This window comes from Streptomyces sp. P1-3 (genome assembly GCF_050613155.1).
Lineage (GTDB): Bacteria > Actinomycetota > Actinomycetes > Streptomycetales > Streptomycetaceae > Streptomyces.
On the sequence record NZ_CP192512.1, the window covers coordinates 6,517,459 to 6,541,182 of the forward strand.

Consider the following 23,724-nt stretch of genomic DNA (forward strand, 5'->3'; position numbering starts at 1 on the left):
CACCGTGGCGGTTCGGTGTCATCGGTTCTGGGTCAAGAACCGCCGCAGTGTGAGGGGCGCGCGGCCGGTGACCGCCCGCACATCCGGTGTGATCGCGGCCGCTTGGCCGTCGCGGACCGCTGCGAACAGCGTCAGGAGCAGGGAGATGGGGCCGTCCGGCAAGCCCGCCTGACGGCAGCGGGCGCGGTAGTCGTCATCGCTGATGGAACGGAATGCCACGGCATGCCCGAGGGCGCGCGAGCACAGATCAGCCACCGTCCGTCCGTCGAGAGCCTCGGGCCCGGTCAGGTGGTACGCACGGCCGGTGTGGTCCCTCGGGCTGGTCAGGATCGCCGTGGCGGTCGCGGCCACATCCTGGGGCGCCACGTACGCGATCCGGCCCGGGTCACCCGTTGGCAGCGTCAGCTCCCCGGCCGTCACCATGGACGCGAACAGACCGCTGGTCAGGCTGGTCATGTACCACTGGGATCGCAGATGCGTCCAACCTCGGCCGCAGTCCTCGACAGCGCGTTCGAGTCGACGTAGTGCGAAGTCCTCGGCCGTCTTCGCGAGATACGCGGAGTTGAGGACCACGTGTGAGACGCCCGAGGCGAGGGCGGCATCGAGGAAGGGGAGTATCCGCTCGTCGGAGCGATGGTCGGCCAGCGGAGCGATCAGGAAGACCGTGGTGCAACCGCGAAGAGCACTGGTGCAGGTGGCGGGATCGTCGTAGTCGAGAAAGCGGACGGTGGCATGACCGCCGGAGACGGCGGCGACCGCGTGCGGGCGACGGGTGGCGAGTACTGCGCGTCGGCCGGTCGCGGCGATGTCGCGTGCGACAGTGCTGCCCAGGGTTCCTGAGGCACCGGTGATCAGGATGGTCATGGGCACTCTGCCTTTCGCGGTCCGCCACAGTCAGTTGGCCGTCTCCTCGATGGAGTCGGCGTTCGGTTTCATTTCCTCCTTACTGTCCCTGCATAAGCGATAGGGGAATGGCGGAATAGAGGCGGTGCGGCGAGGGGGAGCGCAGACAGCGGCGGTGCGAAGCATTGGGTACGGTGCTCCTCTCGGGCTCGTGGAGCCATTCAGGTGAGAGTCGAGGAGGTTTCTATCCTCGTCGACCTCATGTGAATCACAAGTCATTGTGGTTGCCCGAAAATGACCCACAACGATTGAGACGGAGGCCACACGGGGACGATCCACGAGATCGTCACTGGCGCCGACTCATCGAAGGGGTACGCCGAGTGAAGGACGGAAACCGGGTTCGGGGGCTACTCAAGGACAGTGACCTGACGCCTGGCGGATCGAGGCACTGCTCGCGCTGGGCACTCAACTCAAGTCCGTGCCTCGGACACTGGCGCTCGCGGGACGGACCGTCGCGCTGATCTTCGACAAGTCGTAGACGCGGACCCGTTCCGCGTTCGAGGTCGCTGCCTACGGCCAGGGGGGCGCAGGTCTCCTGTTTCAGCCCGGGGGCGAGCCATCTGCACACCCATGAAGCGGTCGCCGATAACGCCAATGGGCCTGGCCGCTGGCGTTCCGGCCCTATGTAGCCGACGATCCCCGGTTGGCGAAACCGGGGATTCTCTGTGTATTCCGGCAGGTCCCTGTTCCGGTAGAAGTTCGCCCTCCGGCCGCAGCTGCGTTCGCTGATGGTTGCAGTCGCGGCGATGTCGTGCGTGCATGCAGGCGGTGTTGTTCGGTGAACGTGCCCTCCGTCGGGTCCGCTGGTCCAGTTCGGCTCGGCGATGGAGCCTCGACCAAAGCGGTTGAACAGCAGACTGCGGCTTCCAGCCACTCTGCTTCTTCCGGCGTGTACTTGACCGGCTCTGGAACCAGTTTGGGACCATACGACCTGCGCGCTCCCGAACGGCCTACCTGTTGACACACAGAAAGCGCGAGGGGGTCAAGGGGGCGCAGGTTGAGGTGGCTGCTGATGTTCGCCGTGGTGGACAGCGTCGAATGTCGCAGTGTCTTCGAGACCACGGTCAGTGGTACGCCGGGGTGGATCGAGATGGTGGCCGCCAGGTGTCGGAGGTCGTGAAGTGTGGCGCGGGGGACGCGTGCTTCTCGGCTGAGCAGGTGGAAGCGGTTGAGGGCATATTCGGGTGGAGCGGTCGGCTGCCGGGGCGGTGGAAGACGAAGTCGCCCCGGAGTCTCTGCGCCGTCGAGGGGCACTTCTCCTGGGCGCGGTGGCGCAGGGCGGTGGCGCAGGGCGGTGGCGACGCGGTTGGAGATGGCGACCCAGTTCTTGCTGCTGCGGGTCTTGGGCGTGGTCAGCGCGAGCTCGTTGTCGATCGCGGAGAGCGTGCGGCGTATGTAGAGAACGCGCTCGTCGAGGTGGACGTCCTCCCAATGCAGGCCGAGGGCTTCTCCTTTGCGGATGCCGGTGCCGATCAGCAACTCGGTCAGGTCGGCCATGAGCGGATCGACTGCGTGGCTGTCGACGGTCATGCAATTCCCCAGTGGGAGCGTCACCGTCCCCGCCAGCGCGTTCGAGTTGAGCGTGTTCCTAACGGCGGGCCGCCCGCCCCGGCAGTGTCTGGGCCACGCCGAACCGTCAAGGACGCCTTCGGCGCCGCTGACGCGGTGAGCTGCGCTCATCCTTGACCGTCCGTCGCGTCCCTGAGGATCGGCTGGCTGCCGGGCGGCCCGGAGCAGAGCGGCGTCCTCCTGGTCATGCCGAAGCAGCGTCGGGTTCCCCATGGGGAGGGCCCTGACGTTTCCGCTGGGGAATTACGTGGCGTTCCACAGGAGAGCACCGTGCTGGACCTCGGGTCCGGATACGGTGGCCCCACCCGCTACCTGGCCGAGCGCTTCGGCTGCCGCGTCATCGCCCTCAACCTCAGCGAAGCCCAGAACCAACGCCACCGTGCTACCAATGCCAAGCGCGGGCTGGACGGTCTCATCGAGGTCGTTACCGGATCCTTCCAGGACATCCCTTGCAAGGACCGCCGCTTCGACGTCGTCTGGTCCCAGGAAGCCTTCTGCCGCAGTGGCGACCGGGCACGCGTCCTCAGCGAAGCCGTACGCGTCCTCAAGCCGGAAGGCGCCTTGGTTTTCACCGACTTGATGGCCGCCGAGGACACCCCTGCCGAGGTGCTGCGCCCCGCCGTGTCCCGCCTGGGCGTGGACGCGCTGGCCACGCCGGACTTCTACCGCCGTACCCTCACCGGACTCGGCCTGTCCCGCATCGACTTCGACGACCAAAGCAGCCAACTGGTCCGCCACTATGTGCGCCTCACCGAGGAGACCCACCAGCGCGAGAAGGAACTGCGCGGCATCATCAGCCCCGCCTACCTCGACCGCCTCCTCGGCAACCTGCCCCTCTGGGTGGCCGCGGCCGCGCGGCCCCGGCGCCCGGCTGGTGCGCGTCCTGCGCCTACGCGAAGCCTTAGCTGGAACGAGGCTCCCGAGTACGCCAGAACTGATCGGTGTACGGCCCGAGCTCTTCGACCTCCAAGGTCGCCTCAGGATCGTGGGCGCCTTCCTTGGGGGAGATGACGAGATCCGTGTCGAGGAACGAGGCGATGACGAAGTCGGCCTGAGCGGAGTCGGGGAAGATCAGCTTCCACAGCGACTGGTCCGTGCTGTTGGACGTAAGGGAGACGACCGGAGTGCTGGGCGAGGGCTTCTCCAGGGTCAAGTAACGCTCGAACTGGGCGTTCTTGATCCGGTAAGTGTGCTCCTGCCCCGACACCGGGAGAAAGATCCATTGGCGGGTCCTGTCCCCCGCGGAGGTCCAGCCGCTCCTCCACAGCCGCACTTCCAGATCCTGATCGGCACGGCCCTGCGGGGTGATGTGCAGGCCGCTGGCCGAATGCACGATCAGTTGCGGGGTCTGCGTCGGTATGGGCTTTACCACCATCGGGCGGCTCCTCCTGGTCGACTGCTCGGCGTGGCGGGCTGATCCTGACCGCGGGCCGCGGGCCAGGCAAGAGGGCCCGGGGGGAATCCGGCCAAGCGCTTCCTCTCATCTGTCTGCGCGCGCCCGGCCAGGGTGAGGCCGCCCCGAGACCGACCAGCTCGCCACACAACTCGGCGTCTACGCGGAAGTGGCCGACGTGCACCCGCGGGTGCATAGCCGGGAACCATCGCCGGCGAGCCGGCACAGCGAGGGCGTGGTCCTGCACCGGCCTATACGGCCTGTGGCCGGCATCGCGTGCGCCGGCCGGTGAATCCGGGGAGCTGGGAGAGGAGCATCTGCTCGATAGCCAGGTTCGGCCGCTCCACCTTGCCGTTGCGGTGCGGGGGTGAGTCCCGGCAGCGGTGCAGCACGACAGACGAACCGGGCCCGCCACTTCGAGGCCGTCTCCCTTGTGATCCCCAGCTCGCGGCCCCGCACACCAACTCGGCCAGCTTCGGCCCTGGACGCCCCATGCCCAACCGACGACGGATCAAGGGACTCAGGACATTAGGGAGTGGGGAGAGGGCGTCAGCGGCCGTGCGGGGTGAGGTAGGCGATCTGGGTCAAGGCTTGGGAGTGGAGGGCCTTGGCTCGCCAGTGCCCTGGGCACGCAGCGCGTTGTGAACGTGGGTGAGCGCGCTGGCTGTCGTAGTGCCCCATACGTCCGGAAGGCAGCCAGGGAGCGGGTTGGGTGCTGCGAGCGCCGTACGGGTGCCGGCCCGGCGGCCGGCTTGGATGTCGCAGGTGGAGTCGCCGATCATCCAGGATCCGGTGAGGTCGAGGTGGAGGTCGGCGGCGGCTTGTTGGAGCATCCCGGGCTGGGGCTTGCGGCAGTGGCAGGTGGTTCGCAGGTGCCGAACGTTGCCTTCGGGATGGTGGGGGCAGGCATAGATCCCGGTGAGGTGAACGCCGAGTCCGGCCAGGAGGTCGCGGAGACGATGGTGCATCGCGGTCAGGGCGGGCTCGTCGAAGAGTCCTCGTGCGAGGCCGCTTTGGTTGGTGACGACGACCAGAGCCAGTCCTTGGTCTTGCAGGGCGCGCAGCGGTGGTCCGATGCCGGGCTGGAGGACGAGGTCTTCGGGGTGGCGGGGATAGTGGCGCGGCTCGGTGAGGGTGCCGTCGCGGTCGAGGAAGACCGCCCGTTGGGTGTGTCCGGCCCGGTCGCCGGCCAGGGGTGTGAGGGTGCCTGTCAGATCCACGAAGTCCCCTCCAAGGGCCCTGCGTGAAGACTAGGTTGCTGATCGTAGTCGTTCTCGTCTGTTCTTAAGGGAGCTGTACGTGGTCGATCCCGGTCGCTCGCACACTCAGGCGCTCGCTGAGGCGTTGCCTCGCCTCGACACCGGCCGGCTGGGGGAGTGGGGGCAACGGCTGGCGCGTCGGTTGTCGCGGGGCGCGCGGTTGCTGGCCGCGGGCAACGGGGGCTCGGCGGCCGAGGTGCAGCATCTGACCGCGGAGCTGGTGGGCCGCTTCCGGGAGGAGCGCGCGCCGCTGTCCGCGCTCGCACTGACCGCGGACTCCTCGTCGGTGACGGCCATCGCGAACGACTACGGCATCGAGGAGGTCTTCGCCCGCCAGGTCCGTGCGCACGGCAGACGCGGCGACGTGCTGCTGCTGGTTTCGGCATCGGGCCGGAGCCCGAACGTGCTCAAGGCCGCCGAGGCCGGGCGCGAGCTGGGATTGGAGACGTGGGCCCTGACGGGGCGGGGGCCGAATCCGTTGGCCGAGGTGTGCGACGCCGCGCTCTGCGTGGACGCGGAGGCTGTCGCGACCGTCCAGGAGTGCCACCTGGTGGCCGTCCATGTGCTGTGTGCGGCGGTCGACGCCGAGCTGGCGGCTCTTGCCGCCGGGTCCGGGCCGGGCCAGGCTGACTCCGGGCCGGACCGACGGCCCGACCGCGGCGCCGTTGAGGAAGCCTCCACGGCTGTGGCCATCGGCCAGAGTGAAGAGGGCCCTGTGCGGCGGCTGGTTGTGGTGGGCGATGTGCTGCTGGACCGGGACATAGCCGGGGCCGCGGAGAGGTTGTCGCCGGAAGCGCCGGTGCCGGTGGTCAGCGGCCCGCAGACCACCGAGCGTCCGGGCGGGGCGGGGCTGGCCGCGCTCATGGCGGCGCGGGAGCCCGGGTGGCGGGTGTCGCTGGTGTGCGGGATCGGCCGGGACGAGTCCGGGGCCCGGGTGCGTGCGCTGCTCGCGGAGGCCAGGGTCGAGATCCTGGACATGGCGGCGGACGGCGCTACCCCGGTCAAGACCCGGATACGGGCGCGGGATCGCACCATCGTCCGGATCGACGACGAACACGAGCCGGTGCGGCTCGGCCGATTGCCGGACGCGGCACGGAGGCGGCTCGGCGCGGCCGCGGCGGTGCTGGTGTGCGACTACGGGCGCGGGGTCGCGGCCCACGCCGAAGTCCGCCAAGCGCTCGAGGCGGCGGCCGGGCTCTGCCCCGTGGTGTGGGATCCACACCCGAAGGGACCTGCGCCGGTGGACGGGGTGGCGCTGGCCGTGCCGAACGGGGACGAGGCCCGCGCCCTGAGCGCGGTCGCCGGTGGCCGGGGCATGGCCGAGGACGTCCAGCGGGCCCGGGCACTACTGGAGACGTGGCCGGTCAAGCAGGTGGCAGTGACCCGGGGCGGCGGCGGAGCGGTCCTGGTGGCGAGCGCCACGGGCCATCCGCTGGCGATCCCGGGCCGGCCGGCGGTCGGCGATACGTGCGGTGCGGGCGACCTGCTGGCCGTCACCGCGGCGATGAGGCTCGGCGCGGGCAGGCTGCCTTCCCACGCCGTGGCAGCGGGCGTGGAGGCCGCGACCGCGTACGTCGCCGGCGGCGGCCCGGGCAGCCTGGCCCGCCCCACCGCCTCGACGATCACCGCTCCGACGACCGAGAAGGCACTGGCGATGGCGAGACGGGTCCGGGAAAGGGGCGGGAAGGTCGTAGCGGCGGGCGGCTGCTTCGATCTGCTGCACGGCGGGCACGTGTCGCTGCTCCAGCAGGCCCGGCAGCTCGGCGACGTCCTGGTGGTGTGCGTCAACAGCGACGCCTCCGTCGCCCGCCTCAAGGGACCGTCCCGGCCGGTGGTCGGCGAACGGGAACGGGCCGCGCTCCTGGAGGCTTTGGCCTGCGTGGACGGGGTGCTGATCTTCGGCGAGGACACCCCCGAGAGCGTCCTCGCGGAGCTGCGGCCGGACGTATGGGTCAAGGGCGGCGACTACGCCGGCCAGCGCATCCCCGAGAGCGATCTGGTGGAGAGCTGGGGCGGGCAAGTCGTCGTGGTGCCCTACCTGGAGGGCCGCTCCACCACCTCGCTGATCGCACGGGCCGCGCAGAAAGAGGGCGCCCGGTGACGGCGGCAGGGGAGGTGCTGGTGACCGGCGCGGCGGGCTTCATCGGCCGGCACACGGTGGCCGCGCTCCACCGGGCCGGACACGCCGTCACCGCCGTCGACCTGCGCCCGGCCCCTGGCCATCTGGTCCGCTCCGCGCGGTGGCGACGCGGCGACTTCGCCGATCCCGCGCTGCTCTCAGAGGTCGCGGCGGGCCGGTACGAGGCGGTGCTGCACCAGGGCGGTATCAGCGATACCCGCGCGGTGGCGGGCCCGGAACTGGAGGAGACCAACACACTGGGCCCGCTGCGGCTCGCGGAGGCGTGCCGCAGCGGCGGGACGCGGCTGGTGTACGCCTCCTCGCACTCCGTCTACGGGATGCCGCGCGACCGCGCCCCGTTGGCCGAGGAAGCCGATGAGGACCGCGGCCGCTGCTCGGGCCCGCTGAATCCGTACGCGTGGTCCAAGCTGGCGCTTGACCGGCAGATGCGGGAGCGGTTCGGGGACGGGCTGGACTGGGTGGGCCTGCGCTACACCAACGTGTTCGGCGCGGACGAGGATGACAAGGGCCCGATGGCGTCGATCCTGTCCCAGCTGCTGCGCCAAGCCGCCGACCGGGGCCGGGTGCGGGTGTTCGACGATTCGCTGACGGCCGCCCGGGACTACATCCCGGCGGAGACCGTCGCCGCCACCCTCGTGCTGCTCGCCCGCCGGCGGGTGCCCGCCGCGGTCTACAACCTCGGGGCCGGGCACGCGGTGTCCTTCGCCGAGGTGGTGCAGTGGTGCGCGCGGCTGTACCGCGAGGCGGGCGGCGGGCCGCTTGAGGTACGGCTGGTGCCCAACCCGGTGACCGCGGCCTACCAGTACTACACCTGCGCTGACATGACAGCACTCGACAAGGCCCTGCCCGACCGGCCCACGGTCGCCCCGTCGGATGTCGAGGCACGGGTGACCGAGCTGTTCAAGGTGTTCCGGCGAGACGAGCCGCGGGCGATGTCCGCGTCGACCGGCTGATCGACGCCCCGCCCCGGGCAAGCGTGGCAGCGCCTGCCCTGAAGGGAGGGCCCGTAGGGCCGCGGCTCTTCAGTGAACTGAAAGGACGGATCCGCCTGTGACCGACCTGCGTATCGGCGTCCTCGGCTTCGGCCTGCGAGCCGGCCTCGCCGTCACCGCCCACCGGCCAGGAGAGGGGCATCGGGTCACCGCCGTCGCCGATCCGGACCCGGCCGCCCGGGAGCGTGCCGCCCAGCTGCTCCCGGACGTGCCCCAGGTCACCGATCACCGCAGGGTCATCGAGGCCGATGACATCGACGCCGTACTCGTGCTCACGCCCGACCACACCCACGCAGACCTCTCGTGCCAGGCGCTGCGTGCCGGTAAGCCGGTGTTCGTGGAGAAGCCCCTGGAGGTGACCCTCGACGGGTGCGACCGGATCCTGCGTACGGCACGGGAAACCGGAACCCGGCTGTACGTCGGCCACAACATGCGGCACATGCCGGTCGTGACCCTGATGCGCGAGATCATCGCGCGCGGCGACATCGGCGAGGTCAAGACCGTATGGATACGGCACTTCGTGGGGCACGGTGGCGACTTCTACTTCAAGGACTGGCACGCGGAGCGGAAGTACACAAGCGGGCTGCTGCTCCAGAAGGCCGCTCACGACCTCGACGTGCTGCACTGGCTGGCGGGCGGCTGGACTCGGCAGGTCCAGGCTCTTGGCGACCTGATGGTCTACGGCTCGCTGCCCGACGCCCGGCGCGCACCAGGAACCCCCAAGGGAGCCGACTGGCTGGACTATGACGCCAACTGGCCGCCGCGCGGGCAGACCGGCCTCAACCCCGTCATCGATGTGGAGGACGTGTCGCTGGTCAACATGCGCCTCGACAATGGTGTGCTGGCCGCCTATCAGCAGTGCCACTTCACCCCCGACTACTGGCGCAACTACACGGTCATCGGGGATGGTGGCCGGTTGGAGAACTTCGGTGACGGGCCGGGCGGCGTCGTCAAGGTCTGGAACTCCCGCCGCTCGGAACACCGCACGGACGCCGATGCCGTTCACGAGATCCCGGACACCCAGGACCTGAGCGGCCACGGTGGCGCCGATCCCCTTATCGTGGCGGAATTCGTGCGATTCGCCCGGGATGGCGGCCTCACCCGCACGTCGCCGATCGCGGCCCGGATGGCGGTGGCCGCCGGCATCGCGGCCACCGACTCGCTGAGGGACGGCGGTACTCCGCGCGAGGTCGCACCACCGGATGCCGGGCTGGCCGCATACTTCGCGGGAGGGCAGAAGCGGGAATGAGGGATCGGAGTGGGCAGGTGCCGGACATGGACATGAGGAGGGCTTGAGGCGCTGTGCCGGCGGCCCGTCACCCGCTGCCCGGTGTCATCGATTGAAGCGCCATCCGGACCGGTCCCCTCAAATCGCAGGTGAGGGTATGAAGGGGGACCTCGATCCTCTGGTCATGTTTGTCGATGAGCCACCGGCCGATGTCGAGCAGCCACCATTGCGTTGCTTCGACCACGTAGAAGCGGCGTGGTCCTTCGCCATGGAACTGCGATCGCGGCAGCAACCACTCGTGCCGAGTGTTGGCGTCGGGGAAGTTGAGCTCGTAGTAGAGCCGGTGGTGCTCGTCGAGCTCATCCCGCTTCACTCACGGCATTCCCCGGTGAACTGCGCGCCATCCAGGCCAAATCCGGGAAGTCCGGTTATGTAGATCGATCCTGACACCTGGGGGTTGCCGTCGATGTTGCGAGAATGCCGGGCAGTACGTAGGGAGTAGTACAGAAGCCTCAGCGGGGCGTGGAGGGCTACGAAATTGACGGTCGAGGCCCAGGGGCTGGTTCCGTCGGAGGTAGCGAGGGTCATGTATCGCGCTTGCTCCAGCAGGTGCCGGCTGCGCTCGGAGGGTGTCTTGAGATCGTCCATTGTCACTCCTGGGGTTTGGGAGCCCGGTTGAAGCCGAGTGGGACCGGGGGGTCACTGAGCAGCGTGGCGTCGAGCAGGTGCCACCAGTGGCCCTGTTCCGTGCGCCGACGCTCCCAGGCCGGATCGTGGCTGCGCTCGGAGACTTGGCGGCGGTAGTGGCCCCATGCGGCCTCGTCCGCGAAGGTCACGGTGTGCTCGATGGTGTGGACGTCTGAGCCGAGCCGGGCCCGAACGCTGGCCAGCCGCCGTTCCCGCGGGGTAGTCGTACGTCGCCACACCGGAATGGTGCGCGCGTTCGAATCTGTGAGTCCCGGCATCAAGACGCAACAGGCCCGTTGGCCTCTCAGCTCCGGAAGATTACCTCCAGGGCTGTTGCAAAGTCGTGTGATCTGACGCTGTGCTGGTCAGCTGATGCCGAGGAGGTCCAGCGGGCGGGTGAAGGGCTGGTAGGAGACATGCCGGAGGGCGGCGGCGATGTTCTGGTGCCCGGCCCGTCGGAGGGTGCTGACGGCGAGGTTGCGCAAGGTGGCCATGTTCTCCGGTCCGCGGCCGGTACGGATGCGGCTGGCGTCCTCGGCGAAGGTCGTGTCGCGCACGAAGTGCAGCCGATTTTCGATACCCCAGTGCGAGCGTGCCAGTTCGCCGAGCTGCTGCGGCGACGCCTGCGTCGAGGGCAAGTCGGTGATCGCGTAGATCGTCTTGCGGGTGAGTCGGCCGGTTCCGGCGTTCGTGCGAAAGTGCATGATCCGGGCGGCCTGGACCGCGCCAGGAAAGTCCAGCTCCAGCCCGTCAACGGTCAGCGCCTTGACGACCCGCAGTTCACGCCGACCATGCCCGCGGCTGCGGGCCGCATGGCGGGCGGCGACCTGGCTCCAGGGCAGCGAGCGCAGCGCCGTGAACAGGGACGGCTGGTTGTTCTTGACCACCGGCAGGTAGTGCGCCTGCTTGTCCCGGGTGAGGAAGCGGACGTGCTCGCGCTGGGTGTGCAGCGCGTCGGCGGTGACGACGATCCCGGTCAGGTCGAAGGGGGCGAGCAGCCGGGCAAAGCCCGTGATCTCGTTGGTCTTGTCCGGCACCCGCAGCTGACTGATCGTCTGCCCGTCGCCGGTCATCGCCGCCAGCAGGTGTGCGGACGGGACGTGGCCGTTGGGGGAGCCGCGGGCACTCTTGCCGTCCACTGCGACTGTGGTAGCCCCGGCCGGATCGCCACCGGCCAAGTCGGGCCAGCCCACCTGGGCAGACCCGCTCCAGCACCCGGCGGATGGTCGCGGCACTGGGCGCGATACGCACCGCGAAGGCGCCGACGACCCGGGTACCCAGCCGGGCCGGGGTGGTCTGCGGGGCCGCAGCGGCCCATTGCCCGATCGCCGTGTATGAGCGGGCGCCGGCCACTACCGCGGACGCCGCGATCAGCACCACACTCACGAACGGATGACGTACTCCCCGCCTACGGCGCGGGTCCGGCAACCGCAACGGCCCTGCGCCGGGCCCTGCCATGCTGAGCGGGTTCGTTCGATCCTCACACCTTGGAGGTTTGATGCGTGCAGGCATCGTTGTCGCCGCGCAGCCCGGTGTGGAGGACCTCGCCGTGCGGGCCGAGGAGTTGGGCTTGCACAGCTTCTGGGTCAACGACACCCCAATGGTCCACGGCGACCCCTTCGTCGCCTTGAGCCTGTGTGCGAAGGCCACCAGCCGCATCAGGCTCGGCATCGGCGTGACCTCACCGGCGCTGCGCTCGGCCCCGGCCGCCGCGAGCGGGCTCGCCAGCCTCAACGCCCTGGCACCGGGCCGGATCATCTGCGGAGTCGGCACCGGAAACACCGCCCGGCGCACCCTGGGAATGCGGCCGACCACGGCGGCCAGGCTGGAGAACTTCACCGTCGCACTGCAGGACCTGTGCGCCGGACGTTCGACCGAGTACCGCGAAGGTGACCGGGTCCGCGACATCCGGTTCCTGCACGCCGGGGCGCACGTGAACACCGCCGACCCGATCGAGTTCGTCGTGGCCGCGCTGCTCGGGCCGAAGGCCGCCACCGTCGCCGGCCGCCGCGGCACCGGCCTCATCTCCTTCGGCCAGCTGGACCCCACCGCCTGGCACGCGCTGCACGACACCCGCCGCCACGCCGCCCAGGGCACACCCCGCGACCTCGACTCCCACACGGACTCCCGGGCGGACTCCTACGTGGTCACCTCGCTCCACCTACTCGACGAGGACGAGGACCCCCACGGCGACGCGGCCCGGGACGCGACGGGCCACCTCGTCCTGTCGCTGCTGGCCTTCGCCGCCGACACAGCCGCCGACACACCCGCCTTCGCCGAGCAACTCGGCCCCGAGGAACGCGAGGCGGTGCGGCGGCTCCTCGACCGGCGCGGCACTACCGCCACCGCGCCGGACCGGCACACCAAGCTCTACCCCAACTACCTCGGACGCATCGCACCGCAGGACCGGGACCTGGTTCTGCCCTCGCTGATGAACACCCTGGCCCTGGTCGGCACCCGCGACGACCTCCTCGCCCGTATCACCACCCTGGAACAGGCCGGCGTCGACGAACTCCTCATCCAGCCGGTGATCGACCCGCCCACCGAGATGGCCCAGCTCGCGAAACTCCTCACCTGAGCTGACCCGCCTGCCGCACGTCCTTGACCTGCACACCTACAAGATCACCAAGACTTTACAATCGCCCTGCCCCTTCCCCTCGCACGCCCACGGTGTCGCGTCCGACAATGCCAACCGCACCCCCTCGCCCGGGGCCGCCTGAACGTTCTCTGGGCCCTCATCCGCGACGGCCGCACCTTCCAGACCAGCCCGCCGTCAAGGGCGGCCACGGCCGCCTGATGGCACCCAGGATCCACTGGCTTGGCAACCCCATTGGGAATCAATCCATCAGCATTACCGGTGGGACCCCGATCTAGGAAAGGAAGGCTGACATGACAACCGGCAGCCTCGAAGAGGCCGAGGCCATTCTGCTCAGCGACCGGAAGAAGGAGTTCTCCGGAGCTCTGCTGGACCTCCACAGGATCGGTGGCCCACGAGCGGACGCCGCCGTCATGCGGTTCGTCACGCGTATGTCCGCGCTCGACCACCTCGACGACCTGTATGAACCCGACCTCCACGGACTCGCGGTCCGGGTCGCGGCAGAGCTGGACCCGGACCGGGACGTGGGGCCCTTCCGGGACCTGCTGGAGCCCCACCCCCCGAAGAACCGTCTGGTCCGGAAGGTCATGAGCAGGGGCGCCCTGTCGTACCCCGACACCTTTCCGCGATCGGCATGGGGTTACACCCGGCTCAAGCGCCTGAGCCCGCCGCCCGTCGAGCGGTACACCCTGCGACTGGGGGCGGACAGCGCCACGGTCCGTGTCTCCGCGGTCATGGCCCTGGGCGACACGGCCGATCTGGCCGCCCTTGAGCCGTTGGTCGCGGTCCTGGACGATCCGTCAACTGACGTCCGGCTGAAGGCGATCCAGTCCGTACGAAGGCTGCACCACGCCGGAGCGGCTTCGACGCTGGACGACCACCCGGCCGAGGCCGGGCTGGTCAAGGCGCTGGGCGACCGGCGTCCCCAGATCCGGGACGCGGCAGTGCAGGCACTGATGCTGTGGGAGCGCGCAGAGCGAGTACGCCAGGCGGCTTCCACCGCCGACGCCCCGCTCGCCGAAGCCCTTCGGCACACGCTCACTAGGGCGGCTGATCCGCTGCCGCAGACCTGGCCGGGGGACGGTACGACCCTCTGAGAGGGCATTTGATCTAGGCAGATTGACCTTTCTGTCCTAATGTGTCTTGAGTCGGAGCATTGCCCGTACGGGCAATGCTCCGTAGGCCCTCGGAGGAGATACGCACGGCCAGGTCCTCCGGCTCCCACTCCTGACGCATGCACCCCTCCTGCCTCACGATCAGGACAGCCGTCACCCTGGGACAGGACCAGGCCCCTCAAGAACCCCTTCAACGCAAGCACCAACCAGGCGCCACCCCTCGCCACACCATTACTGAGCTGGCAGCCGAACCCGACGGCGCGGCGCGGACGTGCAGCTCCTTCGGGCTGCCGGTCTCCAAGGCGACGGTCACGCACCACTTCCGTGCACTGCGCGAGGCCGGGTTGATCCGGCAGGTCAACCGGGGCAACAGCCGGATGGTTTGACGCCGTGTCCACGGCAGACGCGACTTCCGCAAAAGCCAGGTCGATTGAGAACGTCAGGAGCCCGGATTCTCAAACCATCTGGCAGCGCCACAGGTCAAAACGCTTTCATGTTTCACATGCGTTGCGACAGGACATTGGAGTGAGGCAACGTAAGACAGGCCTTCCATTGTCCCGTCTCTGTCGATCTGGTCCATGTCTCAAGTGAACGGGTCCGATTCGCTCGATGTCTCAGATGATCGGACCCTCCAGGCCGTTCGATCGGCGAACATTCCGTCTGAGGACGGGCGGGAACCCGTTGTCACACAAGGGAACGCGCGATGCGGAAACCCACGTCGTCGACCTGGAAGGTCGGGTGGCTGCGGCGCCGCGCGGAGGCCCGGCAACTCCAGTGCTCATCGAACCAACCACCACCACGGAGCACCCGGTAGGTGCCGTAGACCTCGGCGTCGTAGACGTCCCAGCACCAGTCCCAGACGTTGCCGAGCATGTCGTAAATCCCCCACGAGTTGGGGCGTTTGCCGCCCACGTCGTGGATGCGCTCGTGCGAGTTACCGCGGTACCAGGCGATCTCGTCGAGCTCCCCGTAACGCGGTCCTGCCGTACCGGCACGGCAGGCGTGCTCCCACTCGGCTTCGGTCGGCAGTCGGTACCCGTCGGCGGACGCGTCCCACTCGATACCTTCGCCGTCGGCACGGAAGTGGTATGCGGGCGTGAACCCGTCGCACCGGGACAGGGCGTTGCAGAACCGCACCGCGTCCCACCAGGAGACGCACTCGACGGGCAACTGGTCCCCCAGGGAGGCACTCGGCCGCTGGCCTGTGATCTGTGCGTAGAACGCCTGCGTGACCGGGAATGCCGCGAGCTGGTAGGGCGCGAGCTCGACCGACCAACTGCGCTGCGTCCGCCGGTCCGACAGCGTCACCTGCCCCGGCGGGATGGCGATCATCTCGTTCCCCGTAATCACGTCCATGATCAGGAGATCCTAACGAGACCTGCCAGTGCGACACGGCAGAGCCGAACCAGATCGACCGAGACAGCACCCGGCGCCCAAGCGCCCAGGACCAAGCCTGGTCGACTACTTCGCTCGGCCTGTTAGGTTCGGCTGCTCCTTGGCGGACGTTCCGCTGGTACAAGGGTCAGAAGCGCTATTCGGGGACCCACTGGTCAGCGCCCACGCGCAACCACGTGATCTACGAGTCGCGCCTGGAGCTTGCACGCCTCCTGCCCCCCGAGACGCCCGGCGGCTGCTTCGCACACTTCTCCGACATCCAATTGGACGGCCTCCACACGCTGGCGCCAGCCAGCGCGTGGCATTCGAATGGGAGCATCCGGGGTTCCTGCAGGACGGCTATGCCTACCGCACGCTGAAGGTCGTACCCGGCACGAGCTAGGGGTGGCTGTGACGTTCACCGGCGGGCCCGGTAGGGCGACTTCGAGCGGCCCCAGTTGGCCGGGTCGAACGGGCGCATTGAGGGATGGTGACGGGGCGAAGTGAAAGCCACAAGGGCACAAGCCTTCAACGCGTTCGGTCAACCACCCGTACCCACACGGGATCCTCGCTGCCGTCGACGTCGCGCAGTTCCCAGTCGGTCGGCGAGTCGCTGTGGCCGGCGGAGCCGGTGAGCCAGTACGTCGTGTCCGGGTCCCATCCCGCAAGCACGGTGGCATGGGGCTGGCCGGTGTCCCCCGCACCTGCAGTGCCGCTCACATCCAACGCCCGCCCCGCCGTGGCCAGATACCCCGTCACCGTGAGGTGCACCGCGTCGAAGTCGGCGGCGACCGCCTCCCAGTCGGGGATGTACCACTCGGCCGCGCGGCCCGTGGCCCGCTCCCAGTCATGCCGCCGGGCTCGGCTGACCCGCAGGGGATACCGCCCGACCAGGTCCGTCCATGCCTGCGGCCCGGTGATCTCGTAGCTCCGGATGTTCCTCGGCATACGCATCGGCCAGACCCGCGCACGTACCCAGCCCGCCCCGTCCTCGACGGCCATGAGCTGCGCAGCACCCAGCCACGGCAGCGCACGTGAGGTCACGGGGAGTCCGGAGGACGGTGGCGTCGACCACCAGATCCCGCTGTAGATGACCGAGGAGTCCTCGGGAAACGATCGTGCATCGTGCTCGTCCTTCACCGTCTCCGCCTTCCACGCCCGCAGGGCTCCGGCCGGAGCGCGGGTGGGCGGCGGGCGGTGCTTGTCCTGGCCCCCCTCTACCCACTGCACGTACACCTGGGCGTCTGGTGCCACGGCGGCCGACCACCAGCCGGTCTCCGGCGCGCCTTCGATCGCTTGCGCGAGCGGACGCAGCGCCTCGACGAACTCCTGATGGGTGAGCAGGGAGTCCTCCTCGTCGGGCTCCTGCCAGTACATCGCGGCGGCCGCGCTGTCGCCCAGCGCGCCCATTAGCCCTTGCTCACCCATGGCTGCGACAGCGTGGGCGGGATCCAGCCCGCCCAGCAGCCGGACCAGCTCCCGCCGCTTCCGTTCGTCGGCAGGATCGAGTGCGGTGTGGAAGAGGGCCTCCCCTATGTCGCCGCTGCGCTCCGCGACCAACATGCACAGTCGGCGGCCCCGCGGACCGAGGAGTATCGAGGCACCCTGCGAATCGGACATCCCGCGCAGCCTATACGCCGGACGCCGCGTCCGATTTTCGCAACCGCTCTGCGCTGACGGCGAGGTCCACCCCCGCCTGAGGGAGGTCAGTGAGGAAATGACACCGGCCTGAGACTGAGGAGCGGCCGAGCCCACTGAGACAAACGCGAAACCACTGGCCGATGGATGCCGACGGCGGTTGCTGGTCTCCGGTATGTCCTGTTGCGAGGAGGGCGTGCTCTCGCAATGACGAAGCGGCAGCAGCCCGACCGGATGTGCGTTCTGCCCGGCGATCCGTCCTGGATTGAGACCGCCGCCTACCTCGAAGACGCTTTCGGCCTTCTCGGCAGACCGGCCGGGTTGCCGAAGACAGGGACGACGCGGATCGGTACGTCCTGACCGGTCTCACCTACCGCATTGCTGAGAACGCGATCGGCCGCGTCAAGGACGAGGTCCTCACCCCGGAGGCCGGGAGACCTACGGTCCACCTGCTCGTCGTTCCGGCCTTCGAGCTGGACACCCTGTGGAAGGCCCTGGAGGTGCTGCGGAGTGCGCGGGACGGCGAAGAGAGAGCCGCTGAAATCCTAGAGCTGATCGAAGGCTTCGGCGCGTGCTTCTTGTCCTCTCGGTCCGCCGCATCTGGCATCGAGGCCGGGCGGGAATGTTCACGAGTTCGGACGGCATTGGCCTTCCTCGCGGGCGAATATGGCGACCCGGGCCCGTTGGGACCCGGATCACGCTCTGACTGGTCTTGTTCAGCTATTGGCCGATAGATGAACAAGACCGCGAGTGGTGTCCTGGTGACCTGACTCAGAGGGAGGGAGTGAAGGTGAGGACGATGCAGCCGTCCTTGCCGTACTCGCCGCTTTTGGCCGTCCCTCCTGGCGGGGCGCCGTCGCTTCCTCGGCCTCCCATGCCGGCATCTGCCGGGTGGGTCGGCGGCACGTGGCCAGCTGCCCCGCCGGTCCCGCCGGATCCTGCCGCGGTGGCGGTGAACAACTGGCCCCAGCCGCCCAGGTGGCCCTGGAATGTGGGGGGCAGGATGATCCCCCGGACGCCCCGCAAGACGCAGGACCCGAACCAGCCGCCCCGCCCTGGACTGGCAATGCCGCCGGGGAAGTTGCCGCCTGGCGCCCCGGATCCACCGGCGGCCAAGACGTCCCCGGGGTCGGGGTGCCGGCTGAGCTTGAGATTGGACGAATATCCGTCGATTCCCGGATGACCGCTGTACGGGTCATCGTCGTAGGCCCCGCCGCCTTCGCCTTCGCCTTCGCCTTCGCCTTCGCCTCCGCGTCCGACGTACAGCTTCAGCACCTGCCCGGGGGCCACCTTGAGCTGGCAGCGCATGGCGGCCGAGCCGCCACCACCGCTTCCGCCGCCGCCTTCGTTGGGGCCGAAACCGGCTACACCCGAACTTCCTCCGGCGCCGCCGCTGACCACCTCTGCCGTGAGCTCGTGGACACCGGCAGGCACAGCGAAGGATGCCGAACCGGGCTCTTGAAGGTTTGCGCCACCGGCGCTGGTGCGCTCGGCTGGCCGGCCTCGGCCGAAGCGGGTGCGAACGCCAGGCCACCAACGGCGAGGAGGACAGCAGCGCCGCGTGCGCCACGTCGTGCTCTAGATGTGGAAGTCAGGTGACCGACACCGCCTGCTTTGCCAAGGATCGCGGTTTCGACAGGCTGTACGGCGACGACGGTGACGACACCCTCAACGGAGGTGGAGAGGAAAACCTCCCCTTGCCAGGCGACATTGGCAATGGCGGGGCAGGGCAGGACACCTGCTTCACCGACGGCTTTGATGCCACCTGCGAAAGGGGCAAGCAGCTGACGCCAACCGCCACCACCGTGAACGAGGAAGTCACCGTGGACCCGGCAGGCGAGACAGCTTCGGTCTCCGGCGAGGCCCTGTGCGTTGGCCGCGGTACCGTGCGCATCACCCTCATGCTGTTCGGTTCCGCGCGGGGTGTGGGGGTGTCGGACCCCATCGAGTTCGATGACTCGGTGCTCGGCCCCCATCGCCCTCACAAGTGGTCCGTCACAGTGTCATCCCGTCAGGGCAAGCGGGAGGCACCAGGCAGCGGCACAGTTCGAGCGATGGCCTTCACCTCGGACGGCGAGAAATCTGGTCCCGAGACACGTCGGTTCGTCACTTTCGTGGAACAGCAGCACTGAAAACCGTCGTGCGTACAACGGGGGCCGTGACCGGGCGTACCCGGCCACGCCCCCCCGTGCGCAAGGCGCCCCCCTGACGAAGACCCCCAGGAACCGTGCGGCGCCGTCTCGCGTCCCTCCCTGGCGAAATCGTCACCCAACCGGCGATCAGGGGACCGGGCGGATGGAGGCACACGGATGCGGGCGGGCGAAAAGATCACGCGCCGACGAATGGGGGGCCGGGTGTGGTTGGCCTGCGTCGCCGCGCTCGGCATGACAGCCGCCCTCGCCGGATGCGCCGAGGACGGCAACGGCGAGACATCTGAGACACACGTGTCATTCGGACCAGACTGGGACCGCGAGGCCGATCCGGGTACCCCGCACCACATCGGCGGTGACGGCGTGCCACACCTCCGGCTCACCCTGCCGGACGGGGTGGGCGTCGAGAAGGGCCACGCCCCCGTGACCACCCCCGGCACCCCGGCTGAATGCCGGGTGCCGCCTCAGCAGGCCGCCGACGACCAGGGTGTCTACTACTCCTGGTACTCGATGTCCACCTCCTGCGAGGTCGACATGGAAAGGAATGAGAATCCGCACAACGGCATGCACCCCCGCTATCGGACTGCCGCTGACATCCCGCCCGCGGTGAACAAGACCGCTCGTACAGTGAGCACTCCGCTGGGCCCGGCCCGGGTGTTCAAGCAGAAGTTCTGGAGAGCGACCAACGAATATCGTTCCTTCTACGAACCGTTCGTGGTCATCACCCTGGACAAACCCGCCGACCCCAAGCACCCGACCCTGGTGTACACGTCGGAGGAAGCCAAGATCTCGGAGAAGGATCTGATTCGGGTCGTCATGAAGGATCTGGCTCCCCGCTGAAGAGTCCGCTGCGGACCGAGGTGAACGGCGGCCCACCGTGTGTCCCGGTTCCGCCCCGAGGTTCTCTTGGACTTGAATGCTCGGCTTCACACTCCGCCGTTACCAGCGACGCATGCGAGCGCAGATCCGCTCTCGGCTGCCGCCACAGCCGGCAGCTCAGCCGGCTCCGAGGGCTTCAGGCACGAGACGTTGTGCCCACGGTTCGTGATGGATGAGCCGGTAGGGGCGTCTGGTGGTGTCGAGCAGGGCGATCAGGCGCTGGTAGGTGCCATTGCCGGGCACGTTTCGTCCTCTTTCTCGGTTCTTGCTGTGGTGGTGCGGTGGGTGCGTTCGATGGCCTGGCCCCAGTAGGTTCCGGCGATCATGAGCATGGCGCCGAGAGCGGCCCAGAGGGTGAGCCGTTCGCCGCCGAGGCTGATCCCGATGGCGACGGCCCAGATCGGTTCGGTGCCCAGCAGCAGGCTGGCTCGGCTGGCGGAGGTGCCTTGCACGGCCCGGGTCTGGGCGAGGAAGGCGAACACGCTGCAGAACAGGGCGAGATAGATCAGCTGGGTCCAGGTGGTGGCACTGCTGTGGGCCAGGTCGGGCAGGTGGGTGATGGTGAGTGGCAGGAACATTGCCGAGCCGACGACGGTTTGGGCGGTCGTCAGGTGCAGCGGGTCCACGGGACGACTCGCGGTGAGCCGTCCGACGAGCGCGACGTGCCCGGCCCGGACGACTGCGGCGGCGAGCATCAGCATGTCTCCGAGCCGTGGTGCGTGCAGCCCGGTGCTGGAGGTGAGTAGCCCGACGGCCATGACGCAGAGTCCGGCGGCGAGGAAGAACGTCCACGGCAGCCGGCGGCTGCCGGTGCGGTCCAGCAGCGGTGTCAGCACGATGGTCAGGCTGATGATCAGCCCGGCATTCGCGGCGCTGGTGTGCGCCACCCCGTAGGTCTCCAGCACGAGCACGGCCGCCTGCGTGACTCCCAGCAGCGACCCGATGCGAACTTCCGCGCGGGTCCAGCGACGCCTCCGGCGGCGGGAGGCGACCAGGGCTCCGCACGCGAGCGCGGAGATCGCATACCGGGCGAAGAGGACCGCCATGACCGGGAGTGCGACGGTGGCCGTCTTGGCCGCCAGATAACTGGAACCCCAGACCAGCGCGACCAGGAGAAGTACCGCATCGGTGCGGCGGGCAACATGCATGCCCCCACGCTGCACCACCACAACATTGAAGGCCACAACCAATATCTAAACCTAAGATGTAGCAGCACTACACTGTCAGGGTGGATGAACGGCAGCTGCGGATCCTGCGCGAACTGGGAGACCTGGGCAGCGTCAGCGCGGTCGCCGAGGCACTGCACGTGACGCCTTCTGCGATTTCGCAGCAGCTGCGGCTGCTGCAGCGCGCGATCCCCGTCCCGCTCACCGAACGCGCCGGACGCCGGGTGGTGCTGACCGATGCCGGGCAGGCCCTGGCCGCGGCGGCCATCGAGGTCGAGACCGCCCTGGCCCGGGCCCGGCACACGATCACCGACTTCGCGGAGCAACCCGACGGCGACGTATCGGTGGCCGCGTTCCACAGCGCAGCGTCCGCGTTCTTCCCGCTCCTGCTGCGCAGCCTCGCCGGCCCCGGCCGCCCCCGCCCGGCGCTCGCCGACGAGGACGTCGCCCAGGATCGCTTCCCCGCCCTCACCCGTCACTACGATCTCGTGCTCGCCCACCGCCTCGACCACGGCCCACCATGGCCGCGCACCGTGACCTCCACCACGCTGCTGCGCGAGCCCCTCGATGTCGCCCTTCCGGCCGGCCACTCGCTGGTGTCCAAGCCGCTGCTCTCGCCGCGGGACGTGGCGGGCCAGCCGTGGATCACCGTCCACGACGGCTTCCCGCTGATGGCCACCATCGAGGCCATCGCCAGCGTCGCCAACCGCCGGCTCGACATCGTCCACCGCATCAACGAGTTCGCAGTGGTCGCCGAGGCCGTCGCCGCCGGCGGCGGCCTCGCGCTGATGCCCCGCTGGACCGCCCGCCCGCACCCCGACGTCGTCCTCAGGCCGCTGAGCGGAGTACACGCCAGACGCCACATCGACGTCCTCCACCGGCCCGAGCGCACCGCCCGCAAGGCCGTCCGAACGGTCCTTGCCGAGTTGCACCGCGCCGCCGCAGCGATCCAAGGTCGAGACACATGACGACCGCTACCGGTATCAGTGTGCACATGCCGAGGAACAGCTGAGGTGATCAGACGCCCGGCGGGGGCCGTCATTCTCCCCGCCGGGCGCCTGGAGTGTACGGGCCCGGGCAGCTCCTGGCCCCGGCTGTTTGCGCTGACCAGGGGCTACCGCCCTTGGCGCACGATCTGACGCGTGGGCTGCACCATTACCCGGTCGCCGGATGTGTGGTCAGCATCGAGCTGGAATGCGGTTCTTGCCTGCGGTGTGCGTCTCGGAGTGCGTCTGGTTCGACGGGCGCCTCGCAACGGGATCACCAATAGCGCTCGCTGTAACCTTGACGAGGGCGTCGGAGTGTGGGGGATGGAGGTGCTGCACGCCCTGACAGAGTTCGGCGACCTGTACTTCACCTCGCCGAACCTCGGCCAGTTCGACAACATGGCCTGTTCCTGCGGCACACACCCGAGTGCTCACACGAAGATGGCGATGCAGTGGCTCGACCCGGCGACGGTAGGCAGCCACGTCCACGGCAGCACGACGCACCATGGCTTGCACGCGATCGGGCTGCGGCAACCACCAATGCCCGGTCGTCGCTCCGCTGTCCGCATTCCCTCTCGGGTAACTGGCCGTCATTTCTTGGCGGAGGCACGTCTAAGGGTCGACGACTACGAGCGCGCGTCGCATGCGTCTTTGGGGATTCCAGATGAGGGCGTGATCGTCTACGAGGTGGCTGGAGGACCGAGGTGTACCTGCGGACGGCTACGGCGCTCGGTGTTGGTGAGTCGTTCTCGCTCGACCCGGACGAACAGACGAGAGGCTGCAGGAGCTCAATAGGCGCAAGAGCGAGCTGGGATGCGCCCCGTAACCGATATCGCCGATCACCGAGGTGACGAGCCTGGTGCCCTCGCTGGACACCCAGTTTGGGTCCTCTCCGGTCACCGGGAGAACAACACCTGAAGCGCTTGAAGCGCTCCCCAGCCGGGCCCGCAGTCGACGACGCCGGCGCCCGAGCTTCAAGCCCTGGCGCAGCAGGTTTCCAGCGCTGGTCACCTGCCGCTCCTTACGCGCGTGCGCGCGTAGAGGGCGCTCAAAACGCTCGATATTCGGGTCGCAGCAGCCGGGTCACCCAAATTTGGGTGGCTCAGCCCTCGGCCACGGTGAGCAGCGCCTCACCGCGCGTGGCGGCCGCATCTGCGGGACGGTGGAGAAAGGGAGGTTCGTGCCCCGGGGCATTCCCGGGACCACCTGCGATCGGGAGGTTCTCATGGACCCACAAGGTCTAGCCAACGTCGCCACCCCGGACAAGCTCGGCGGCTACCTGAGCAGCCTGCCGAAGCTGCCGGCGGCCCACCACGCCGGGCCGGCGACGACGGTCCGCACGACGGTGCACGACGGTCACCGGATCGTCGTCACCACCCGTTACGAGATCACCGTGGACGGCCTGCCGATCGGCGCCCACCTCGGCGTGGATCCGAACGGCCAGGTGCACTGCCACGCGCTGCCCGCCTACCAGTTCCTCTCAGCGCTCGACGCGGTGCGCGCGCTGATCGACAACTACCCCGAGGAGTTCCCCACCGACCCGACCGGGCCTGGCGGTGGCGGCCATGGCGGAGGCCACGATGGTGGCCACGACCACGGCGACGACCACGACCACGGTGGTGGCCAGCACGAACACGGAGGTGACTGAG

At 69.0% G+C, this 23,724-nt stretch carries 22 protein-coding genes and 2 pseudogenes; 11 read left to right on the top strand and 13 right to left on the bottom strand.

Translation table 11 applies throughout. From position 1 onward, the window contains the following. Positions 1 to 18 precede the first annotated feature (18 nt). Positions 19 to 864 carry an NAD(P)H-binding protein gene (locus tag ACQUSR_RS27875; RefSeq protein ID WP_431045355.1) on the bottom strand — a complete coding sequence of 282 codons (846 nt, stop codon included), beginning with the start codon at positions 862 to 864 and terminating at the stop codon, positions 19 to 21. A 660-nt stretch (positions 865 to 1,524) separates the two neighbouring features. Further along, the gene (locus ACQUSR_RS27880; RefSeq protein ID WP_431045356.1) at positions 1,525 to 2,433 is read right to left on the bottom strand and encodes a site-specific integrase; all 909 of its coding nucleotides are present in this window, start codon (positions 2,431 to 2,433) and stop codon (positions 1,525 to 1,527) included. Positions 2,434 to 2,658: 225 nt separating this feature from the next. On the opposite strand from ACQUSR_RS27880, the gene ACQUSR_RS27885 reads away from it, so the two are divergent. Further along, positions 2,659 to 3,483, top strand: coding sequence for an SAM-dependent methyltransferase (locus ACQUSR_RS27885; RefSeq protein ID WP_431045357.1), 825 nt, complete (start codon positions 2,659 to 2,661; stop codon positions 3,481 to 3,483). On the opposite strand, the gene ACQUSR_RS27890 is transcribed toward ACQUSR_RS27885, so the two are convergent. Both ACQUSR_RS27890 and ACQUSR_RS27895 read right to left on the bottom strand, forming a co-directional pair. Then, complete coding sequence (locus ACQUSR_RS27890) at positions 3,374 to 3,847, bottom strand: hypothetical protein (protein ID WP_431045358.1); 474 nt, start codon at positions 3,845 to 3,847, stop codon at positions 3,374 to 3,376. The genes ACQUSR_RS27885 and ACQUSR_RS27890 overlap by 110 nt on opposite strands. A 602-nt stretch (positions 3,848 to 4,449) precedes the next feature. Then, positions 4,450 to 5,085, bottom strand: coding sequence for a D-glycero-alpha-D-manno-heptose-1,7-bisphosphate 7-phosphatase (locus ACQUSR_RS27895; protein ID WP_431045359.1), 636 nt, complete (start codon positions 5,083 to 5,085; stop codon positions 4,450 to 4,452). A gap of 79 nt (positions 5,086 to 5,164) precedes the next feature. Here ACQUSR_RS27895 and rfaE2 point away from each other — a divergent pair, with 79 nt between their 5' ends. The 3 genes from rfaE2 to ACQUSR_RS27910 all read left to right on the top strand — a co-directional run bounded on the left by rfaE2 (position 5,165) and on the right by ACQUSR_RS27910 (position 9,505). After that, positions 5,165 to 7,225: a D-glycero-beta-D-manno-heptose 1-phosphate adenylyltransferase gene (gene rfaE2, locus ACQUSR_RS27900; protein ID WP_431045360.1), complete on the top strand. Its 2,061-nt coding sequence runs from the start codon at positions 5,165 to 5,167 to the stop codon at positions 7,223 to 7,225. After that, positions 7,222 to 8,217, top strand: a complete 996-nt coding sequence (locus ACQUSR_RS27905) for an NAD-dependent epimerase/dehydratase family protein (protein WP_431045361.1) — start codon at positions 7,222 to 7,224, stop codon at positions 8,215 to 8,217. The genes rfaE2 and ACQUSR_RS27905 overlap by 4 nt, the downstream gene beginning before the upstream one ends. Positions 8,218 to 8,314: 97 nt before the next feature. Further along, complete coding sequence (locus tag ACQUSR_RS27910; RefSeq protein WP_431045362.1) at positions 8,315 to 9,505, top strand: Gfo/Idh/MocA family protein; 1,191 nt, start codon at positions 8,315 to 8,317, stop codon at positions 9,503 to 9,505. Positions 9,506 to 9,572: 67 nt separating this feature from the next. On the opposite strand, the gene ACQUSR_RS27915 is transcribed toward ACQUSR_RS27910, so the two are convergent. The 5 genes and pseudogenes from ACQUSR_RS27915 to ACQUSR_RS27935 all read right to left on the bottom strand — a co-directional run. After that, positions 9,573 to 9,857: a hypothetical protein gene (locus ACQUSR_RS27915; RefSeq protein ID WP_431045363.1), complete on the bottom strand. Its 285-nt coding sequence runs from the start codon at positions 9,855 to 9,857 to the stop codon at positions 9,573 to 9,575. Continuing rightward, entirely contained in the window at positions 9,854 to 10,132 is a 279-nt protein-coding gene (locus ACQUSR_RS27920; RefSeq protein ID WP_431045364.1) for a pyridoxamine 5'-phosphate oxidase family protein, read from the bottom strand. The genes ACQUSR_RS27915 and ACQUSR_RS27920 overlap by 4 nt, the downstream gene beginning before the upstream one ends. A 2-nt stretch (positions 10,133 to 10,134) precedes the next feature. Beyond that, a complete protein-coding gene (locus ACQUSR_RS27925) occupies positions 10,135 to 10,449 on the bottom strand; it encodes a hypothetical protein (RefSeq protein ID WP_431045365.1) in 315 nt (104 codons plus the stop codon). A gap of 87 nt (positions 10,450 to 10,536) precedes the next feature. Continuing rightward, on the bottom strand, positions 10,537 to 11,406 hold the full coding sequence (locus tag ACQUSR_RS27930) for an ISAs1 family transposase (RefSeq protein WP_431045366.1): 870 nt from the start codon (positions 11,404 to 11,406) through the stop codon (positions 10,537 to 10,539). After that, positions 11,363 to 11,683: pseudogene (locus ACQUSR_RS27935) on the bottom strand (transposase family protein); the annotation flags it as partial. The gene ACQUSR_RS27930 and the pseudogene ACQUSR_RS27935, both read right to left, overlap by 44 nt. Here ACQUSR_RS27935 and ACQUSR_RS27940 point away from each other — a divergent pair. The 3 genes and pseudogenes from ACQUSR_RS27940 to ACQUSR_RS27950 form a co-directional block, all read left to right on the top strand. Continuing rightward, entirely contained in the window at positions 11,670 to 12,749 is a 1,080-nt protein-coding gene (locus ACQUSR_RS27940) for an LLM class flavin-dependent oxidoreductase (RefSeq protein ID WP_431045367.1), read from the top strand. The pseudogene ACQUSR_RS27935 and the gene ACQUSR_RS27940 overlap by 14 nt on opposite strands. 311 nt (positions 12,750 to 13,060) lie before the next feature. Beyond that, positions 13,061 to 13,864: a HEAT repeat domain-containing protein gene (locus ACQUSR_RS27945; protein ID WP_431045368.1), complete on the top strand. Its 804-nt coding sequence runs from the start codon at positions 13,061 to 13,063 to the stop codon at positions 13,862 to 13,864. Positions 13,865 to 14,001: 137 nt separating this feature from the next. Next, a pseudogene (locus ACQUSR_RS27950) lies at positions 14,002 to 14,259 on the top strand (helix-turn-helix domain-containing protein); the annotation flags it as partial. A gap of 307 nt (positions 14,260 to 14,566) precedes the next feature. Here the strand turns inward: ACQUSR_RS27950 and ACQUSR_RS27955 are convergent. From ACQUSR_RS27955 to ACQUSR_RS27965, 3 genes are all read right to left on the bottom strand, one after another. After that, positions 14,567 to 15,238 (bottom strand): formylglycine-generating enzyme family protein, encoded by a 672-nt coding sequence (locus tag ACQUSR_RS27955; RefSeq protein WP_431045369.1) that lies wholly within the window; start codon positions 15,236 to 15,238, stop codon positions 14,567 to 14,569. 546 nt (positions 15,239 to 15,784) lie between these two features. Beyond that, positions 15,785 to 16,876, bottom strand: coding sequence for a hypothetical protein (locus ACQUSR_RS27960; protein ID WP_431045370.1), 1,092 nt, complete (start codon positions 16,874 to 16,876; stop codon positions 15,785 to 15,787). Between the two features lie 789 nt (positions 16,877 to 17,665). Then, positions 17,666 to 18,169: a hypothetical protein gene (locus ACQUSR_RS27965; RefSeq protein ID WP_431045371.1), complete on the bottom strand. Its 504-nt coding sequence runs from the start codon at positions 18,167 to 18,169 to the stop codon at positions 17,666 to 17,668. 320 nt (positions 18,170 to 18,489) lie between these two features. Between ACQUSR_RS27965 and ACQUSR_RS27970 the strand changes: the two genes are divergently transcribed. Continuing rightward, the gene (locus tag ACQUSR_RS27970) at positions 18,490 to 19,026 is read left to right on the top strand and encodes a hypothetical protein (RefSeq protein WP_431045372.1); all 537 of its coding nucleotides are present in this window, start codon (positions 18,490 to 18,492) and stop codon (positions 19,024 to 19,026) included. Between the two features lie 312 nt (positions 19,027 to 19,338). Next, positions 19,339 to 19,884 (top strand): hypothetical protein, encoded by a 546-nt coding sequence (locus ACQUSR_RS27975; protein WP_431045373.1) that lies wholly within the window; start codon positions 19,339 to 19,341, stop codon positions 19,882 to 19,884. 251 nt (positions 19,885 to 20,135) lie between these two features. Here the strand turns inward: ACQUSR_RS27975 and ACQUSR_RS27980 are convergent, their stop codons facing one another. Beyond that, a complete protein-coding gene (locus tag ACQUSR_RS27980; protein ID WP_431045374.1) occupies positions 20,136 to 21,071 on the bottom strand; it encodes a DMT family transporter in 936 nt (311 codons plus the stop codon). An 80-nt stretch (positions 21,072 to 21,151) separates the two neighbouring features. Between ACQUSR_RS27980 and ACQUSR_RS27985 the strand changes: the two genes are divergently transcribed. Together ACQUSR_RS27985 and ACQUSR_RS27990 are read left to right on the top strand one after the other, a co-directional pair. Beyond that, complete coding sequence (locus ACQUSR_RS27985) at positions 21,152 to 22,057, top strand: LysR substrate-binding domain-containing protein (protein WP_431045375.1); 906 nt, start codon at positions 21,152 to 21,154, stop codon at positions 22,055 to 22,057. Between the two features lie 1,243 nt (positions 22,058 to 23,300). Then, positions 23,301 to 23,723 (top strand): hypothetical protein, encoded by a 423-nt coding sequence (locus tag ACQUSR_RS27990; RefSeq protein ID WP_431045376.1) that lies wholly within the window; start codon positions 23,301 to 23,303, stop codon positions 23,721 to 23,723. Position 23,724: the final 1 nt, after the last annotated feature.

What these genes read in the sequence shown, in the direction of transcription:
- ACQUSR_RS27875 (WP_431045355.1), bottom strand. Translation starts at nt 864, where the DNA reads ATGACCATCCTGATCACCGGTGCCTCAGGAACCCTGGGCAGCACTGTC.
- ACQUSR_RS27880 (WP_431045356.1), bottom strand. Translation starts at nt 2,433, where the DNA reads ATGACCGTCGACAGCCACGCAGTCGATCCGCTCATGGCCGACCTGACC.
- ACQUSR_RS27885 (WP_431045357.1), top strand. Translation starts at nt 2,659, where the DNA reads ATGCCGAAGCAGCGTCGGGTTCCCCATGGGGAGGGCCCTGACGTTTCC.
- ACQUSR_RS27890 (WP_431045358.1), bottom strand. Translation starts at nt 3,847, where the DNA reads ATGGTGGTAAAGCCCATACCGACGCAGACCCCGCAACTGATCGTGCAT.
- ACQUSR_RS27920 (WP_431045364.1), bottom strand. Translation starts at nt 10,132, where the DNA reads ATGGACGATCTCAAGACACCCTCCGAGCGCAGCCGGCACCTGCTGGAG.
- ACQUSR_RS27925 (WP_431045365.1), bottom strand. Translation starts at nt 10,449, where the DNA reads ATGCCGGGACTCACAGATTCGAACGCGCGCACCATTCCGGTGTGGCGA.
- ACQUSR_RS27940 (WP_431045367.1), top strand. Translation starts at nt 11,670, where the DNA reads ATGCGTGCAGGCATCGTTGTCGCCGCGCAGCCCGGTGTGGAGGACCTC.
- ACQUSR_RS27945 (WP_431045368.1), top strand. Translation starts at nt 13,061, where the DNA reads ATGACAACCGGCAGCCTCGAAGAGGCCGAGGCCATTCTGCTCAGCGAC.
- ACQUSR_RS27955 (WP_431045369.1), bottom strand. Translation starts at nt 15,238, where the DNA reads ATGGACGTGATTACGGGGAACGAGATGATCGCCATCCCGCCGGGGCAG.
- ACQUSR_RS27960 (WP_431045370.1), bottom strand. Translation starts at nt 16,876, where the DNA reads ATGTCCGATTCGCAGGGTGCCTCGATACTCCTCGGTCCGCGGGGCCGC.
- ACQUSR_RS27980 (WP_431045374.1), bottom strand. Translation starts at nt 21,071, where the DNA reads ATGCATGTTGCCCGCCGCACCGATGCGGTACTTCTCCTGGTCGCGCTG.
- ACQUSR_RS27990 (WP_431045376.1), top strand. Translation starts at nt 23,301, where the DNA reads ATGGACCCACAAGGTCTAGCCAACGTCGCCACCCCGGACAAGCTCGGC.